The following is a 16,692-nucleotide window of genomic DNA, read 5'->3' as shown; positions in this document are numbered from 1 at the left end:
ATTGTCCGACAATTTACAGACGACAAAAAACGGTATTCTTGCTGTGGATGACTTGACAACCATGAATTTCAATACCTCGGCCAACGATGTTATCAGCGTCTCCTCGCTTAACCGCATGGCGCGTGACCTGCTTGAATCCGGCCTGCCCCCCATGTGGATCGGCGGTGAAATATCCAATCTGACCCTGGCCGCTTCCGGTCATGCCTATTTCTCGCTCAAGGATGGTGGCGCCCAGATCCGCTGCGTCATGTTCCGCCACAAGCTGAGCCTGCTACCCTTCCGCCTGGCAGAAGGCATGCAGGTGGAACTCAAAGGCCTGGTCACCCTGTACGAAGCCCGTGGCGACTTCCAGATCAATGTCGACACCATGCGCTCGGCCGGATTGGGCCGCCTGTATGAAGCCTTTGAAAAACTCAAGGCCAAGCTGAATGCCGAGGGCTTGTTCGAGCAGGCCCGCAAGCGTGCCTTGCCAGCGCACCCACGCGCCATCGGCATCGTCACCTCCCCGGCAGCCGCGGCACTGCGCGATGTCGTCACCACCCTGGCGCGGCGCATGCCCGGCATTCCAGTCATCCTCTACCCGGCACAGGTGCAGGGGGAAACAGCCGCCCGGCAAATTGCCGCCGCCATCCAGCAAGCCTCGACCCGGCAGGAAGTAGAAGTGCTGATTGTCTGCCGGGGAGGTGGCAGCATCGAAGACTTGTGGTCATTCAACGAAGAGATCGTTGCCCGCGCCCTGGCCGCCTGCACCATTCCCACGGTCAGCGGTGTCGGCCACGAAACCGATTTCACTATCGCTGACTTTGTCGCCGACCGTCGGGCCCCGACCCCTACGGCCGCTGCCGAGCTGGTTTCTCCCAATCAGGAACAACTGCGTCTGCAACTGGAGCAAGGCAAGCGCGGCCTGGAGCGCGCCTTGTCCCGGCTGCTCACTGATAAGTCGCAGCGACTGGACTACCTCGCCCGCCGCCTGGCGCATCCTGGCGACAAACTACGCCGCCAGTCCCAGGCCCTGAGCCAGGCCGGCGACCGCCTGCAGCGCGGGCTGGACGCCCTGTTCTCGCGCCGACGCTGGGCGCTGCAACTAGCCAGCAGCCGCATGCAGCGACACCAGCCCCAGCTTACTCAGCAGCAGCAGCACCTTGCCCAGCTGGCCGAACGTCTGCAACGTGGAGTCAGCCAGACGCTGCACCGCCAGCAGCAATTGCTGCAGCAACACCGCGCCACACTCGAAGCGATGAGTCCGGAAGCGGTGCTCAGCCGTGGTTATGCCATTGTGCAAAAGCGCGATGGACAGGCAGTCAAATCGCCGCAGGAGTTGTTGAATCAGGAGAGAGTACTGCTCCGTCTGGCCGAAGGAATCACTGAAGCCATCATCGATCATCCGCAAGGTGCGCAGCCGGAATTGCCATTCTGAGAACAGCCGCGGCGATTGGATGATGGCTTGACATGGCTCTGCTTTTTGCCGAGCATGCAAATCAAACAACCGTTTGAATGCAATCATGTTGAAACCTTCGCCGCGCCTGATCAAGACCATCATCAACCTGTGGCCGCCCTTTCTGGGAGCCGGCATCAAGGTCTGCCACATTGCCTCCGACTGGAAACAAGTGGATGTACGCCTGCGGCTGGGCCTGACCAATCGCAATTATGTCGGCGTGCACTTCGGCGGCAGCCTGTATTCGATGACAGACCCGTTTTTCATGCTGATGCTGATACAGTCGCTCGGTCCGGATTATGTGGTGTGGGACAAGGCTGGCTCCATCGAATATCACAAGCCAGGCACCGGGGTGGTCAGCGCCCGCTTCCGGCTGAACGAAACTCAACTGCAGGACATCCGCCTGCGTACCGCCAGCGGCGAGAAATACCTGCCGGAGTTACAGGTTGACATCCTCGACCAGGCTGGCGATATCGTCGCTACCGTCCACAAAACCCTGTATGTGAGACGTAAAAAAGGCCGCTAAGCGGCCTTTTTTGCTTGGTGTTGCCCGACCTAAGGTTCAGTCGACAAAACCGCAGAATACTTCACGCATCATCTTCAGTACTTCCAGTGTGCGAATGTCGCCAACACGGTAATACACCCGGTTGGCATCCTTGCGCGTACGCAGCACACCTTTGTCACGCATGATGGCCAGATGCTGGGAAATATTGCTCTGCGAGGTGCCTACCTGCTCCACAATATCCTGCACACTGACTTCCTGGTCGCCCAGTACCGAAATGATCTTCAGCCGCAAGGGATGCGACATGGCCTTCATCGCCCTCGAGGACTGTTCGATCTGGTCATCGTTGAACAGCAAGCTCTGCTCCTAAGTAGATTGCAATGCGTATTTATATTGGTTTGACTACGGTACAATACTATCTAAAAAAACCAATACCATCAAGAATTTCTAATATTCTGATTGTGGACATCATGACAGCTATCACACCGGTATTACTCCTCATCCTCGACGGCTTCGGACACCGACTGGAAGGCGACGACAACGCCATCCTGCATGCCAACACCCCCACCTGGAACGCACTGAAACAGGCTTTTCCCTACGGCGTAATCGATGCCTCCGAAGGCTTTGTCGGCCTGCCCAAAGGACAGTTTGGCAACTCGGAAGTCGGCCATCTCAACATCGGCGCCGGTCGGATTGTCCAACAAGACATCAGCCGCATCGACTGCGATATCGAGGAAAACCGTTTCGACCAGAATCCCGTCCTGCAACAAGCCATCCAGCAAGCAAAAACTTCGGCCTTGCACGTGATGGGTCTGTTATCCGATGGCGGTGTACATAGCCACGAAAATCACATTTTCGCCCTGATCCGCGCCGCCCAGGCCGCAGGTGTCAGCAAGATTTATGTGCATGCCTTCCTGGATGGCCGCGACACCCCGCCGCGCAGTGCAGAAACCTATCTCAAGCGCCTGGATGAAGTGCTGGCTGACTGCCCGGCAGCCCGTCTGGTATCGGTTACCGGTCGCTACTGGGCGATGGATCGCGACAAGCGCTGGGAGCGGGTGGAGCCTGCCTATCGCCTGCTGGTGGAGGGTGAAGGTCTGTACCATGCCGACAGCGGCCTGCAAGCGCTGGCTGCTGCCTATGCGCGTGACGAGAATGACGAATTCGTTGCCGCCACAGGCATTGGCGCCCCGGTCAAGATGCAGGATGGCGATGTTGCGGTATTCATGAACTTCCGCGCCGACCGCGCCCGCCAGCTCACCACCGCACTGACTGATCCGGCCTTCAACGGTTTTGCCGCACGCCAGCCAAAGCTTGGCCTGTTCTCCACCCTCACCTCCTATGGCGAGGCCTACAGCAACCCGGTGGCCTATGCGCCACAGAAAATCAGCAATGGCCTGGGTGAATACCTTGCCGCACAAGGGCTGAAACAGCTGCGTATTGCCGAAACCGAAAAGTACCCGCACGTCACTTATTTCTTCAACGGCGGTGAAGAGCAGGTTTATCCCGGTGAAGACCGCATTCTGGTCCCTTCCCCCAAGGTAGCCACCTACGACTTGCAGCCGGAAATGAACGCAGCCCAGGTGACCGATCACATCGTGGAAGCCATTGCCTCGGGCAAATACCAGGCCATCATCTGCAATTATGCCAATGGCGACATGGTGGGCCATACCGGCAAGTTCGATGCGGCTGTGAAAGCCGTCGAAGCACTGGATGGCTGCATCAAACGCTGCGTGGATGCCATGCGTGCCGCCGGTGGCGAAGTACTGATCACCGCTGATCACGGGAACTGCGAGCAGATGTTCGACTCTGTGCATCACCAGCCGCACACCCAGCACACGCTGGACAAGGTGCCCTTCCTCTACATCGGCCGCAAAGCCACGATCAAGGAAGGTGGCGCACTGCGAGACATCTCGCCGTCGCTGCTGGCCATGATGGGCCTGCCCCAGCCGGAAGAAATGACCGGCCGTTCGCTGATCGACTTCCAGTAAGTCACTGCGCCGGTCTGCCATGCAGACCGGCGGTCTCTCCGGCACCATCCCCCGCATTCGCCTGTTATCATGCAGGCCACAGGCTTAATCCGAAGCGATAATGGAATGAAACCGATACTGCTGTTCGCCCTGCTGGCCGGCGCGGCCCAGGCCGCGACATCGACTGCCTCTCCTCCCCTGTCCACCGCACCGCAACAGCAGAATCTGCAATCGGTGCGCAAGGAAATCGACAGCCTGAAAAAGGACCTCGCCCAGAAGCAGGTGGTACAGCAGGAAGCCAAATCGGCCATTCAGGAGTCGGAACAGGCCATCGCCAAGACCAGCCAGGTGATTGCCACACTGGAAAACAAGCAAAGCAATTCGGCACAACAACTGGCCGAACTGCGCAAGCAGGTACAAGACACCGCAAACAAACTGGCCACCACCCGCCAGCATGTCGCGCAGATGCTGGCCAGGCAGTACAAAAATGGCGATCACGACGCCATGAAGCTGATGCTGAATGCCGATGATCCCAACCAGACCTCGCGCGACATGGTGTATTACCAGCACATTGCCAAAGCCCAGCAGCAGATGGTGGCGCAGCTGATTACCCACCAGCACGAACTGGAAGCACTCACCTATCAGCTGGAGCAGGAGCTGGCCCGTCTGGATGCTTTGTCGAATCATAAGAGCCGGGAAAAAAACGCCCTGCTCAATAGCAAGACCAACAAACTGGCCCAGTTGAACAAGCTGTCCGGAGAAATCCAGGCAGGGCAAAGTCGCCTGGGCAAGCTGCAAGAGGATGAAAAGCGGCTGACCAACCTGATTGCCCAGATCAATCAGGAAATCGAACGCCGCCGCAAGGAAGCCGCCCGCAAGGCGGCTGAAGAACGCAAGGCCAGACAAGCCGCCGCCATTGCGGCCAAGAAAGAAAACGAACGCCGCCGCAAGCTGGCTGAAAGCGCCCGCAAGCAAGGCAAGCCGGTACCGGAAGTGGCCAAGAAAACCGTGCCGGTTCCACAGGAAAAACCCGTGGACGATGTGGCAGACAACAGCGCTGCCGGCAAAGCTTTCACCAGCCTGCAAGGCCGCATGAAAATGCCGGTATCCGGCGTACTGGCCGGCCGCTTTGGCAGCGCCCGTAGCGAGGGTACCTCCTGGAAGGGGCTGTTCATCAAAACGGCACCAGGCCAGGCCGTGCATGCGGTCGCCGACGGCAACGTAGTGTATGCTGATGCGCTGCGCGGATTCGGCAACGCCGTGATCATTGACCACGGCGGCAATTACCTCACGGTGTATACCGGCCTGTCCTCCATCGGCAAGAGCGTGGGCAGTTCGGTCAAAGCCGGTGAAACACTCGGCAACACAGGCGCACTGGACAGCGGCGAATCCGGCCTGTACTTTGAAATCCGGCATATGGGACGACCTCTCAACCCGCAAACCTGGGTACGCTAAGCCACCCGCGGTATCGGAGACCAACACACAATATGACTAGTCATCGCATGAAAAAAATTGCCTGGCTCGCGGCCGGCGCTCTGGCCGGCGGCGCCCTTACCCTCAGTGTGCAGGCTTTCGCCGGCAAGGAACCCACGCCCACGGCGCTGCCGCTGAACGAATTGCGTACCTTTGCCGAAGTATTCGGCCGCATCAAGCAGGATTATGTTGATCCGGTCGATGACAAGAAGCTGATCACCGAGGCCATCAAGGGCATGCTCAGCGGGCTGGACCCGCATTCCGACTACATGGATGCCGACGCTTTCAAGGAATTGCGTGAAGGCACCCAGGGCGAATTCGGTGGTCTGGGCATTGAAATCGGCGCCGAAGACGGCTTGGTAAAAGTCGTTTCGCCGATTGAAGACACCCCGGCACAAAAGGCCGGCATCAAGAGTGGCGACCTCATCATCAAGATCGACGACACCCCGGTACGCGGCCTGTCGCTGAACGATGCGGTCAAGCGCATGCGTGGCAAACCGGGCACCAAGGTCACACTGACCATTGCCCGCAAGAGTGAAACCAAACCGCTGGTCTTCACCCTCAACCGCGCCATCATCAAGACCAAGAGCGTCAAGTTCAAGCTGCTGGAACCGGGCTACGGCTATGTCCGCATCACCCAGTTCCAGGAACACACCACCGAGAACCTGGCCGAAGCCGTCGCCAGCATGACCAAGCAGAACAAGCAGCCGCTCAAGGGCCTGGTGCTTGATCTGCGTGATGACCCCGGTGGCCTGCTGACCAGCGCCGTTGGCGTATCTGCCGCCTTCCTGCCCAAGGATGCGCTGGTGGTCTACACCGAAGGCCGCACCGCCGATGCCAAGATGAAACTGACCGCCTCGCCGCAGAACTACGGCCGCCCGGGCATGCCTGATCCGCTGTCAGTACTGCCGCAGGAAACCCACAAGGTGCCGCTGGTGGTGCTGGTCAACGGCGGCTCAGCCTCGGCCTCGGAAATCGTGGCCGGTGCGCTGCAGGATCACAAGCGCGCCGTGCTGGTGGGGACCCAGACCTTCGGCAAGGGCTCGGTACAGTCCATCCTGCCGCTGGGCAGTGCCGGTGGCATCAAGCTGACGACCGCCCGCTACTTCACGCCAAGTGGCCGCTCCATCCAGGCCAAGGGCATTGTGCCGGACGTGGTGGTGGAAGACGCTACCGTGACAGCGGCGGACCAGGCCTTGCGCGTACGCGAAGTCGATCTGGAAAACCATCTGGCCAATCCGAATGGCGACGAAGCGCCGGCCAAGGCGAGCAAACCCGCGAAACCGCCGGTGGCCGCTCCGCTCAAGCAAGAAGCGCCCAAGCCGCAGGATGACAAGGACGCCAGCCCGGATAATCCGCGCGAACCCAATCCGAAGCAGGATTACCAGCTGTCGCAGGGCCTGAACATCCTCAAGGTGCAGCAGATCCTGATCAAGCAAGGCAATTGATAGCGCTGCAGACAGCCACCCCGCCATATGCAGGGTGGCTGTTTTCGTTTATGCCCGGCAGCTGGCGGGCGGCAAAAGCCCTGCCCATGCCGCCCTATTCCTGCTAGGCTTGTCACTTCTGAAGTCCTTACCTGGCGGGAGCCAATCCAACAATGCTGAATCGGGAATTTGTCCTCTCATTCCGTGAAGCCGCCCCTTACATCAATACCTTTCGCGGTAAAACCTTCGTGCTCGCCATCAGCGGCGAAGCCGTGATGGAGGGTGGTTTTTACAATCTGTCGCAGGATATCAATCTGCTGGTCAGTCTGGGTGTGCGCGTGGTGCTGGTACATGGCATCCGCCCCCAGATCGAAGCCTTGCTCAAGCGCTTTGGCCTGAACCGGCTGTTTCACCGCGACCGACGAGTGACCGATGCCAGCACCATGGAAATCGTCAAGCAGGCCTGTGGCGTTACCCGGCACGGTATCGAGGCACAACTGTCGATGGGCATGCCCAATTCCCCGATGTTTGGCGCCCATCTGCGCGTGGCCGGTGGTAATTTCATCACCGCCCAGCCGCTAGGCGTGCTGGATGGCGTGGATATGCAATACACCGGACAAGTACGGCGCATCGATGTGGATGGCATCAACACCCGGCTGAGTGCTGGCGAACTGGTCTTGCTGTCGCCAGTCGGCTATTCGGTCACCGGCGAAGCCTTCAACCTGACCATGGAAGAAATGGCAGCCCAGCTGGCCTCGGCGCTGAAAGCGGAAAAACTGATTTTCGTGATCGAAGGCCGTGGCGTCACCAATGAACTGGGACAGTTCGTCAGCTCGCTCACCGCCCAGCAGGCAGAAGACCTGCTGCAGGCCGGGCACTTGCAACGCGATGTCACCGCCTATCTGCCCTATGCCGTTAAAGCCACCCGCGACGGCATCCCGCGCGCCCACCTGGTCAGCCATCACGAGGATGGCTCGCTGCTGGCCGAGTTGTTTACCAACGGCGGCACCGGCACCATGATTGCCCGCGATTCGCTGGTCAAGGTCCGCAGCGCCGTGATTGACGACGTCGGCCCCATACTCAACCTGATTCGCCCGCTCGAAGAACAAGGCATTCTGGTCAAGCGCAGTCGTGAACACCTGGAAATGGAAATCTCCCAGTATTCTGTGCTGGAGCACGACGGCAAGATTTATGGCTGTGTGGCCATGCACGCCTTCCCCGAAGCCGGCATGGCCGAGCTGGCCTGCCTGGCGGTGGCACCCGAGCGGCGCGAAGGCCGCTTTGGCGAAACCCTGCTCAAGCATGTGGAATACCAGGCGCGTACCCAGGGCTTGAAGGCCTTGTTCGTACTGACCACCCAGACCGCACACTGGTTTGTCGAACGCGGTTTCGCCGAAGCCGGCCGTGGCCAGTTGCCACTGGCGCGCCAGGCCTTCTACAACAATCAGCGCCGTTCGAAAATATTCGTCAAACAGCTGTAAAACCCGGCTTCAGCCACAGCCCCGGCATGGTTGGAAGGGTTTCATGTCTGTGACACAATACCGCAGTATATTCGGTTTAACTTTTGCAAGGATTCGCAATGGCAAGAAACGTCAATTGCATCAAGCTGGGTCGCGAGGCGGAAGGTCTCGACTTCCCCCCGTTGCCGGGCGAGCTGGGCAAGCGTGTGTATGAAAGTGTTTCCAAGGAAGCCTGGCAAGGCTGGTTGCGTTATCAGACCATGCTGATCAACGAAAACCGTCTGAGCCTGGCCGATGCCCGCGCCCGCCAGTACCTGGCAGCGCAGCTGGAAGCCTATTTCTTCGGCGCCGGTGCCGATGCACCGGCCGGCTACACGCCGCCGCAGCAGTAATCAATACGCAGAGCCCTCCTGACCGAGGGCTTTTTTGTCTCAACCTCTCTCATCATTGGCGCGAAACCGTATGTCACAAACCCACGAGTTGCTGCTCAACCGTGAACTGGGCCTGATCGAATTCAACCGCAGAGTACTGGCGCAGGCCGAAGATGCAAGCCTGCCGCTGCTGGAGCGCCTGAAATACCTGTGCATCGTCTCCTCCAATCTGGACGAGTTTTTCGAAGTGCGCATGGCCTGGCTGAAAGATACCGCCCAGCTCACCCCCAGCCGCATTCTGGCCGATGGCTCAACACCGGCACAGATCATGGCCAAGGTGTCTGCCGCCTCGCACGAACTGGTGCGCCAGCAATACGCCGTGATGAGTGACGTACTGTTTCCGGCGCTGCGCCAGGAAGACATCATCTTTCTGCGCCGTACCGAATGGACCGAGTTGCAACAGCAATGGGTGCATGATTTCTTCAGCAACGAGCTGCTGCCCATCCTCACCCCCATCGGACTCGACCCGTCCCACCCCTTCCCCAAGGTGTTGAACAAATCGCTCAACTTCGCGGTGGAACTGGAAGGACGTGATGCCTTTGGCCGCCAGTCCGACATCGCCATCGTGCAGGCCCCGCGCATCCTGCCGCGGGTGATCAAGGTGCCGCCGGAAGTGTGCAACGGCCACCCGCACACCTTTGTCTTCCTGTCCTCCATCCTGCACTCGCATGTGCACGAGCTGTTCCTTGGCATGACGGTCAAGGGCTGCTACCAGTTCCGCGTTACCCGCGACAGCGAACTGACCGTGGAAGACGAAGACCTGAAAAACCTGCGCACCGCCCTGCAAGGCGAATTGCGCCAGCGCCAGTTTGGCGATGCGGTACGGCTGGAAATCGCCGATACCTGCCCGCCGCACATGGAAGAATTCCTGCTCACCCAGTTCAACCTGAAAAAGCAGGATGTCTACCGTGTCAACGGCCCGGTCAACCTGGTACGCCTGATGCAGGTGCCGGATCTGGTGGACCGTCCCGACCTGAAATTCCCGCCCTTCGTGCCCTCATTGCCCGACCAGCTGGACAAGAAAGTGCCGCTGTTCGATGCCATCCGCAAGGGTGACATCCTGCTGCACCACCCCTTCCAGAGCTTCCAGCCGGTCATCGACATGCTGAATCTGGCTGCCACCGACCCGCAGGTCGTGGCCATCAAGATGACGGTATACCGCACCGGTACCGACTCGGTGCTGATGGAATCGCTGATCGCCGCCGCCCGTGCCGGCAAGCAGGTCACCGTGGTACTGGAACTGATGGCGCGCTTCGACGAAGAAGCCAACATCAGCTGGGCCAGCCATCTGGAAGATGCCGGCGCACACGTGGTGTATGGCGTGTTTGGCTACAAGGTCCATGCCAAGATGCTGATGGTGATCCGCCGCGAAGACAAACGCCTGCGCCGCTACGTGCATCTGGGCACCGGCAACTACCATCCGCGCACCGCCCGCTTCTATACCGATCTGGGCCTGCTCACCTGCAACGAAGACATCGCCAGCGATGTGAACGACATCTTCGTGCAACTGACCGGTCTGGGCCGTGCCAGCCAGCTCAAACAGCTGTACCAGAGCCCGTTTACCCTGCACAGCCTGCTGCTTGACTCCATCGAACGCGAAATCGAACACGCCCAGCAAGGCCGTCCGGCGCAGATCATCGCCAAGATGAATGCCCTGCTGGAACCACAGGTGATTCATGCCCTGTACCGTGCCAGCCAGGCCGGGGTGAAGATCCAGCTGATCATCCGTGGCGTGTGCGCCCTGCGTCCGGGCGTACCGGGCCTGTCGGAAAACATCACCGTGCGCTCGGTAGTGGGCCGCTTCCTCGAACATCCGCGCGTCTACTACTTCTATAACGACAAGCAGGAAAATCTTTACATCGCCAGTGCCGACTGGATGGGCCGCAACCTGTTCCGCCGCATTGAAACCTGCTCGCCCATCCTCGACCCCAAGGTCAAGCGCCGCATCATCAAGGAAGCGCTGCGCCTGTACCTGGAAGACAATGTCAACGCCTGGGACATGCAGCCGGATGGCAGCTACAAACGTCGCCCCAGCCGTGGCAAGGAGCGCTGCGCGCAGAATGTGCTGCTGGAAGAATATGCCCGCTAAAGCCAGCCTGCAGTAGGCAGAGGACACGGCGGCCGGCCGGCGGAACTTCCGTCGCCCGGCCGCTTTCTCATGGTGTTGCCGCTACTGACAAGGAAGCCACATGACCATCCTGCTCACCCTGCTGGCCAGCCTGCTGATCCTCATCGGCATGGCCGGCATCCTGTTTCCCGCCCTGCCCGGTCTGCCGCTGATGCTGGGTGGCTTGCTGCTGATCGGCTGGGTCGATGACTTCCAGCACCTGGGCAGCCTGTCACTCACCATCCTGACGCTGATCACCCTGTGCGGCGTTGCCGTGGATTTTCTCGCCGGCCTGTTGGGCGCCAAGATGACCGGTGCCAGCAAGCAGGCATTGTGGGGCGCCTTTATCGGCAGCATTGCCGGCCTGCCCATGGGGCTGGCCGGCGTCATTCTCGGGCCACTGCTCGGCGCCATGGTGGGCGAATTCATTGCCCGGCGCGACGCCTGGCAGGCTGGGCGCGTGGGCCTGGGGACGCTGGCCGGCTTTCTGGTCGGCACTGCCGCCAAGATCGGCTGCGCCTTCGCCATGCTCACCACCGCCATCCTGGCCTGGTTCTGGTAAAGCAGTCCCAAAAGCAGGCAACGCCAGCACGGCCTGCTTTTGGTAGAATCCCCCCATTAACGATTACCTTCTGCGTGGTCCCTCATGGCTCAATATGTAATGTCTATGCTCCGCGTGAGCAAAGTGGTGCCGCCCAAGCGCCAGATCATCAAGGATATTTCGCTGTCCTTCTTCCCCGGTGCCAAGATCGGCCTGCTGGGCCTGAACGGCTCCGGTAAATCCACCGTGCTGCGCATCATGGCCAATGTGGACAAGGAATACGACGGCGAAGTACAGCATCTGCCGGGTGTGAAAATCGGCTACCTGCCGCAGGAACCGCAGCTGGACCCGGAAAAGACCGTGCGCGAGGAAGTGGAAAGCGGCATGGGTGATGTGATGGGCGCGCAAAAGCGCCTGGAAGAAGTGTATGCCGCCTACGCCGAAGAAGATGCCGACTTCGACGCCCTGGCCGAAGAACAGGCCAAGCTGGAAGCCATTATCTCTGCCGGCGCAGGTGACAATGTACAACTGCAGCTGGAACTGGCCGCCGACGCACTGCGCCTGCCGCCGTGGGACGCCAAGATCGGCCCGCTGTCCGGTGGTGAAAAGCGCCGCGTGGCGCTGTGCAAGCTGCTGCTGTCCAAGCCGGACATGCTGCTGCTGGACGAACCCACCAACCACCTGGACGCCGAATCAGTTGAGTGGCTGGAACAATTCCTGGTGCGCTTCCCCGGCACCGTAGTAGCCGTGACTCACGACCGCTACTTCCTCGACAATGCCGCCGAATGGATTCTGGAACTGGACCGTGGCGAAGGCATCCCGTGGAAGGGCAACTACTCCAGCTGGCTGGAGCAGAAGGAAGAGCGCCTGGAGAAGGAAGCCAAGAGCGAAGGCGCCCGCATGAAGGCGATGAAGCAGGAACTGGAATGGGTGCGCCAGAACCCCAAGGGCCGTCAGGCCAAGTCCAAGGCACGTATTGCCCGCTTCGAAGAACTGTCCAGCTACGAAACCCAGAAGCGTAACGAGACCCAGGAAATCTTCATCCCGGTGGCCGAGCGCCTGGGTAATGAAGTGATCGAATTCGACGGCGTGTCCAAGGGCTTTGGCGACCGCCTGCTGATCGACAACCTGTCGTTCAAGGCGCCGGCCGGTGCCATCGTCGGCATCATCGGCCCCAACGGTGCCGGTAAATCGACGCTGTTCAAGATGATTGCCGGCAAGGAGCAGCCGGACTCCGGTACCGTGAGTATCGGCCAGACCGTGCAGATGGCCTTTGTCGAACAGAGCCGCGAAGGCCTGGAAGACGACAAGACCGTATTCGACGACGTGTCCGGTGGTGCCGACATCCTGACGGTTGGCCGCTTTGAAATGTCCAGCCGCGCGTATCTGGGCCGCTTCAACTTCAAGGGTGCCGACCAGCAGAAGAAGGTGGGCATGCTGTCCGGTGGTGAGCGTGGCCGTCTGCATCTGGCCAAGACCCTGCTCAAGGGCGGCAACGTGCTGCTGCTGGATGAACCGTCCAATGACCTGGACGTGGAAACCTTGCGCGCGCTGGAAGATGCGCTGCTGGAATTCGCCGGTACCGTGTTCGTGATCTCCCACGACCGCTGGTTCCTCGACCGTATCGCCACCCACATCCTGGCGGCGGAAGGCGAATCGCAGTGGACCTTCTTTGACGGCAACTACCAGGAATACGAAGCCGACAAGAAAAAGCGTCTGGGCGAAGAAGGTGCCAAGCCCAAGCGTATCCGCTACAAGCCGATCATCCGCTGATCAGCCTGCAGCAAAACAAAACCCCCGCTTGCGGGGGTTTTGTCATTCAGCTACACCAACAGCTCAGGACAACTGGCTGTGCGAACCATCGCACAAGGGCTTGCCTTCACTCAGCTTGCAGCCACAGAAATACACCAGCCCGCTTTGCTCGGCCACATACTCCACCGGGCTGAAACAGGAGCCGGCATGGCTGCCATCGCAGAACGGCTGCTTGTCGCTTTGTCCACAGGCACACCACCAGTAATGCTTGCCGGCCTCCACTTCTACGGCATAGGGAAAGCTCTGCGGCGAGAACGGTTCATCGGCCATCGTGCACTCCTTTCAAAACTGCAGCGGGGCTTTCAGCTTAGTGGGCAAACGGCACGAAAACCAGCCAACTCCGCCGGTGGTGCATGGCAATGCTAAAATGCCCGCATGCAATCCCTTCTACGCCTCTGCGGCCTGCTGCTGATACTACTGATAAGCGCCTGCAGCACGCTGCCTGACTACCCGCCAGCGCCGGCAGGTTTCTACCGGGTGCAGCCTGGTGACACCCTGTACCGCATAGCCCTCAAACATCGTCAGAGCGTGGGCAATCTGGTGAGCTGGAATCAGCTGAAAGACCCTTCCAGCATCAATGCCGGCCAATTGCTGCGCGTCAGCCCGCAGCAGACCGCCAGCAGTCCAAGCCAGGCCAAACCTAGCGCCAAAACGGTCCCCAGCACACCAGCACGCCCGGCGGTCTCTGCCATCGCACTGCAATGGCCGGCCACCGGCCAGGTAATTGGCAAGTTCAATGGCAGCAGCAACAAGGGCATAGACATTGCCGGCAAGGCGGGCGATCCGGTACGCGCAGCCGCCAGTGGCACCGTCGCCTATGCCGGCAAGGGCATACGCGCCTATGGCAACCTGCTCATCATCAAGCATGGCAATGATTACCTCACTGCCTATGCCCACAATCAGACGCTAATGGTAAAAGAAGGCCAAACAGTCAAAGCCGGGCAGCAAATTGCCACATTAGGCCGCTCCGGCACTACACGCGACATGCTGCATTTCGAGCTGCGCCGCCAGGGCAAGGCCATCGATCCCTTGTCGGCACTGCCGGCTCAGTAACCGCGTTCCCGTAGCACCAGGCCCTGCGGCGGCAAACCTTGCTGCAGCGCCTGCAGATTGGCCACAATCTGCGCCACTGCAGGCTCGGCCAGCGTCATCGCTGCAATATGCGGCGTCAGCAGCACCGCAGGGTGGCTCCATAATGGATGCACGCTTTCCAACGGCTCCACCACAAACACATCCAGCAAAGCAAAACGCAGATGGCCGCTGTCCAGCATACCCAGCAAGGCGGCCTCATCCACTTGCTCACCACGCCCGGCATTGATCAGTGCGGCACCGCGCGGTAACTGCCGTAACAGCTCGCTACCTAGCAAGCCACGGGTTGCCGCCGTAGCCGGTAGCAGATTAACCAGAATATCGCTGCGTGCCAGCAAGGCTGGCAAACCCTGCTCACCGACAAAATCAGCCACGCCCGGCAGCTGCCGCCCCTGCCGGCTCCAGCCAGCCACGGCATAACCCATTGCCGCCAAAGCTTGTGCCACCTTGCCGCCGATCTCACCCAAGCCCAGAACCCCAATCCGGGTCTCGCTGGCAGCCGTCGCCGCCACAGCCTGCCACTGACGATGCTGCTGCTGGCGCTGGTACTGGTCCATACGGCGCTGCACATGCAGCACACCGTACAGCACGTATTCCAGCATCTGCTGCGCCATGCCGGCATCACTCAGCCGGATCACCGGCACCGCCGGGTCCAGATCATCCCGCCGCAGAATGCGGTCCACACCAGCCCCCAGCACGAATACCGCCTGCAATTGCGTCATGCCGGCAAAAAAACCGGCAGGTGGATTCCATACCACGCCATAGCTCACCTGCGCCGCCTCCACCGGCTGCGGCCAGCAGCATACCTGGTGCTGTGGCAGCGCCTGCTGCAGCAAGTGCTGATAGCGCTCACCGTCCTGCGCACTATATAGATAAATCATCGGTCTCTCCCTGGCATGGCCACTGGCTGCGGTTCTGGTATTTGCACCGGCTGGACATGCATTGTAAATAACAGTGCAGTCAGCAACAGCATTTTCCTGCCTGAGCGGAGCATGCTTGCCCATGGCGCAAGACCGCAGCCATTGCCGCGCTGGCGCAGATAGCCTAAGGTCACGGCTTGGCCTTTTGGACTTGATCCGTATGACCCGTCATCTTTTCAGCCTGGCGTTGCTGACCGGGCTTTGCGCCTGCAGCACCACACCGACCAGTCTGCCTCCTGCACCAGTACCAGCATCCGCCATCCCTGCCGCAGCCAGCGAACCCGCAGCCACGGCCGTGATCACACCTCCGCCGGTCAGCACACCCGTTACCGTCAGCCCGCTCACTCCGCCCGGCAGCAAAGCAGCGCTGACAGACAGCCAGGCACGCGCCTTGTTGAACCGGCTGCTGCCACAGGGCATCGCTGATCGCCAGGGCTGGAACAACGACATCCTCAGTGCCTTTACCGCACTCAAGCTGCCCTACCGCGCCGACAACTTCTGCGCGGTCGCCGCGGTGATCGAGCAGGAATCCAGCTGGCAAGGCGACCCGACCGTGCCTAATCTGCCCGCCATCGTCTGGGGCAAGATTGGCGAGCGGGCCAACAAATACCTGGTACCGCTACCGGTGGTCAAAGCCGCCCTGCTGAAAACCTCGCCTAATGGCAAGAGCTACAAGACGCGCATCGACAGCCTGCGCACCGAGCGCGAGATGAATCTGCTGTTCGAAGACATGGCGGCTGAAGCCGGCAAGCTGGGGCTGCCGCTGAATATGAAGAACCCCATCCGCACGGGTGGCCCGATGCAGGTGAGCGTGGAGTTCGCCGAAGCCCACGTCAAGATCTGGCCCTATCCTTACCAGACCGGCAGCAGCATCCGCAACGAGGTGTTCACCCGCCGTGGCGGCGTGTATTTTGGCAGCGCCATCCTGCTGCAATACCCGGCCCCTTATCAGGACATGCGCTATCGCTTCGCCGACTTCAATGCCGGGCGCTACAGCAGCCGCAATGCCGCCTTCCAGGCCGCGCTCAGCCAGCTCAGCGGCCGCAAGCTGGCACTGGATGGTGATTTGCTCAGCTACAGCGGCAAACAGGCCAGCGGCAGCAGCTACCGGGCACTGCTAGAACTCAAGACGAAACTGGAGATGACGCAGAGCGAGATCGAACGGGATCTGCAGCAGGAAAAGAATAGTGTTTTTGCGCAAAGCGAGCTGTACCGCAAGCTGTTTGTGCTGGCAGACAAGCAGGCCGGCAAGCCGCTGCCACGTGAGCGCATACCGCAAATTGACCTGCACAGCCCGAAAATCAGCCGCAAGCTGACCACGCAATGGTTTGCCGACAAGGTGAATGTGCGCTACCAGGCCTGCATGGCACGGCAATAGCAATGATCAGGCAAGCAGGCCACACACAGCCTGCTTGCCGACCAAGAAGGAAAACGCGTACGGCAGGAATACTGCAACAGGAAAAGCGAAAACGAAAAAGCCCAGTCTCGCGACTGGGCTTGATCTTGAATCCTGGCGTCCCCACGG

15 protein-coding genes are annotated in these 16,692 nt (G+C 60.2%); 12 read left to right on the top strand and 3 right to left on the bottom strand.

Translation table 11 applies throughout. The annotated features are described in order from the left end of the window. Window positions 1-61 precede the first annotated feature (61 nt). On the top strand, window positions 62-1,417 hold the full coding sequence (gene xseA, locus EAY64_RS11420) for an exodeoxyribonuclease VII large subunit (protein WP_103524892.1): 1,356 nt from the start codon (window positions 62-64) through the stop codon (window positions 1,415-1,417). An 85-nt stretch (window positions 1,418-1,502) separates the two neighbouring features. After that, a complete protein-coding gene (locus EAY64_RS11415) occupies window positions 1,503-1,961 on the top strand; it encodes a DUF4442 domain-containing protein (RefSeq protein WP_103524891.1) in 459 nt (152 codons plus the stop codon). A 36-nt stretch (window positions 1,962-1,997) separates the two neighbouring features. Here EAY64_RS11415 and EAY64_RS11410 read toward each other — a convergent pair whose 3' ends face one another. Continuing rightward, window positions 1,998-2,294 carry an ArsR/SmtB family transcription factor gene (locus EAY64_RS11410; RefSeq protein WP_045845528.1) on the bottom strand — a complete coding sequence of 99 codons (297 nt, stop codon included), beginning with the start codon at window positions 2,292-2,294 and terminating at the stop codon, window positions 1,998-2,000. Between the two features lie 113 nt (window positions 2,295-2,407). Between EAY64_RS11410 and gpmI the strand changes: the two genes are divergently transcribed. From gpmI to ettA, 8 genes are all read left to right on the top strand, one after another. Beyond that, window positions 2,408-3,928 carry a 2,3-bisphosphoglycerate-independent phosphoglycerate mutase gene (gpmI, locus tag EAY64_RS11405; RefSeq protein WP_103524890.1) on the top strand — a complete coding sequence of 507 codons (1,521 nt, stop codon included), beginning with the start codon at window positions 2,408-2,410 and terminating at the stop codon, window positions 3,926-3,928. 105 nt (window positions 3,929-4,033) lie between these two features. Next, a complete protein-coding gene (locus tag EAY64_RS11400) occupies window positions 4,034-5,362 on the top strand; it encodes a murein hydrolase activator EnvC family protein (protein ID WP_103524889.1) in 1,329 nt (442 codons plus the stop codon). A gap of 47 nt (window positions 5,363-5,409) precedes the next feature. Beyond that, on the top strand, window positions 5,410-6,828 hold the full coding sequence (locus tag EAY64_RS11395) for a S41 family peptidase (RefSeq protein WP_103524888.1): 1,419 nt from the start codon (window positions 5,410-5,412) through the stop codon (window positions 6,826-6,828). Between the two features lie 152 nt (window positions 6,829-6,980). Beyond that, entirely contained in the window at window positions 6,981-8,288 is a 1,308-nt protein-coding gene (gene argA / locus EAY64_RS11390; RefSeq protein WP_103524887.1) for an amino-acid N-acetyltransferase, read from the top strand. A gap of 98 nt (window positions 8,289-8,386) precedes the next feature. Next, entirely contained in the window at window positions 8,387-8,659 is a 273-nt protein-coding gene (locus EAY64_RS11385; protein WP_059286551.1) for an oxidative damage protection protein, read from the top strand. A 70-nt stretch (window positions 8,660-8,729) separates the two neighbouring features. Beyond that, window positions 8,730-10,787, top strand: a complete 2,058-nt coding sequence (ppk1, locus tag EAY64_RS11380) for a polyphosphate kinase 1 (protein WP_103524886.1) — start codon at window positions 8,730-8,732, stop codon at window positions 10,785-10,787. 100 nt (window positions 10,788-10,887) lie between these two features. After that, window positions 10,888-11,367, top strand: a complete 480-nt coding sequence (locus tag EAY64_RS11375) for a DUF456 domain-containing protein (protein WP_103524885.1) — start codon at window positions 10,888-10,890, stop codon at window positions 11,365-11,367. Between the two features lie 84 nt (window positions 11,368-11,451). After that, window positions 11,452-13,119, top strand: coding sequence for an energy-dependent translational throttle protein EttA (ettA, locus tag EAY64_RS11370; RefSeq protein ID WP_103524884.1), 1,668 nt, complete (start codon window positions 11,452-11,454; stop codon window positions 13,117-13,119). 63 nt (window positions 13,120-13,182) lie between these two features. On the opposite strand, the gene EAY64_RS11365 is transcribed toward ettA, so the two are convergent. After that, complete coding sequence (locus tag EAY64_RS11365; RefSeq protein WP_103524883.1) at window positions 13,183-13,428, bottom strand: CDGSH iron-sulfur domain-containing protein; 246 nt, start codon at window positions 13,426-13,428, stop codon at window positions 13,183-13,185. A gap of 105 nt (window positions 13,429-13,533) precedes the next feature. Between EAY64_RS11365 and EAY64_RS11360 the strand changes: the two genes are divergently transcribed. Beyond that, the gene (locus tag EAY64_RS11360) at window positions 13,534-14,211 is read left to right on the top strand and encodes a peptidoglycan DD-metalloendopeptidase family protein (protein ID WP_103524882.1); all 678 of its coding nucleotides are present in this window, start codon (window positions 13,534-13,536) and stop codon (window positions 14,209-14,211) included. Here the strand turns inward: EAY64_RS11360 and EAY64_RS11355 are convergent. Beyond that, a complete protein-coding gene (locus tag EAY64_RS11355) occupies window positions 14,205-15,128 on the bottom strand; it encodes a 2-hydroxyacid dehydrogenase (protein WP_103524881.1) in 924 nt (307 codons plus the stop codon). The two genes, EAY64_RS11360 and EAY64_RS11355, sit on opposite strands and share 7 nt — an antisense overlap. Window positions 15,129-15,327: 199 nt before the next feature. On the opposite strand from EAY64_RS11355, the gene EAY64_RS11350 reads away from it, so the two are divergent. Next, window positions 15,328-16,545: a DUF1615 domain-containing protein gene (locus EAY64_RS11350; protein WP_103524880.1), complete on the top strand. Its 1,218-nt coding sequence runs from the start codon at window positions 15,328-15,330 to the stop codon at window positions 16,543-16,545. Window positions 16,546-16,692 lie beyond the last annotated feature (147 nt).

Origin of the sequence: Aquitalea palustris (assembly GCF_003693445.1) — a bacterium.
GTDB lineage: Bacteria > Pseudomonadota > Gammaproteobacteria > Burkholderiales > Chromobacteriaceae > Aquitalea > Aquitalea palustris.
The sequence above is the reverse complement of the archived record's forward strand: the minus strand, read 5'-3'. Positions and strand labels throughout refer to the sequence as shown.

Coding starts and splice junctions, on each gene's coding strand:
- xseA (WP_103524892.1), top strand. CDS start 62: ATGAATTTCAATACCTCGGCCAACGATGTTATCAGCGTCTCCTCGCTT.
- EAY64_RS11415 (WP_103524891.1), top strand. CDS start 1,503: ATGTTGAAACCTTCGCCGCGCCTGATCAAGACCATCATCAACCTGTGG.
- gpmI (WP_103524890.1), top strand. CDS start 2,408: ATGACAGCTATCACACCGGTATTACTCCTCATCCTCGACGGCTTCGGA.
- EAY64_RS11400 (WP_103524889.1), top strand. CDS start 4,034: ATGAAACCGATACTGCTGTTCGCCCTGCTGGCCGGCGCGGCCCAGGCC.
- EAY64_RS11395 (WP_103524888.1), top strand. CDS start 5,410: ATGAAAAAAATTGCCTGGCTCGCGGCCGGCGCTCTGGCCGGCGGCGCC.
- argA (WP_103524887.1), top strand. CDS start 6,981: ATGCTGAATCGGGAATTTGTCCTCTCATTCCGTGAAGCCGCCCCTTAC.
- EAY64_RS11385 (WP_059286551.1), top strand. CDS start 8,387: ATGGCAAGAAACGTCAATTGCATCAAGCTGGGTCGCGAGGCGGAAGGT.
- ppk1 (WP_103524886.1), top strand. CDS start 8,730: ATGTCACAAACCCACGAGTTGCTGCTCAACCGTGAACTGGGCCTGATC.
- EAY64_RS11375 (WP_103524885.1), top strand. CDS start 10,888: ATGACCATCCTGCTCACCCTGCTGGCCAGCCTGCTGATCCTCATCGGC.
- ettA (WP_103524884.1), top strand. CDS start 11,452: ATGGCTCAATATGTAATGTCTATGCTCCGCGTGAGCAAAGTGGTGCCG.
- EAY64_RS11365 (WP_103524883.1), bottom strand. CDS start 13,428: ATGGCCGATGAACCGTTCTCGCCGCAGAGCTTTCCCTATGCCGTAGAA.
- EAY64_RS11360 (WP_103524882.1), top strand. CDS start 13,534: ATGCAATCCCTTCTACGCCTCTGCGGCCTGCTGCTGATACTACTGATA.
- EAY64_RS11355 (WP_103524881.1), bottom strand. CDS start 15,128: ATGATTTATCTATATAGTGCGCAGGACGGTGAGCGCTATCAGCACTTG.
- EAY64_RS11350 (WP_103524880.1), top strand. CDS start 15,328: ATGACCCGTCATCTTTTCAGCCTGGCGTTGCTGACCGGGCTTTGCGCC.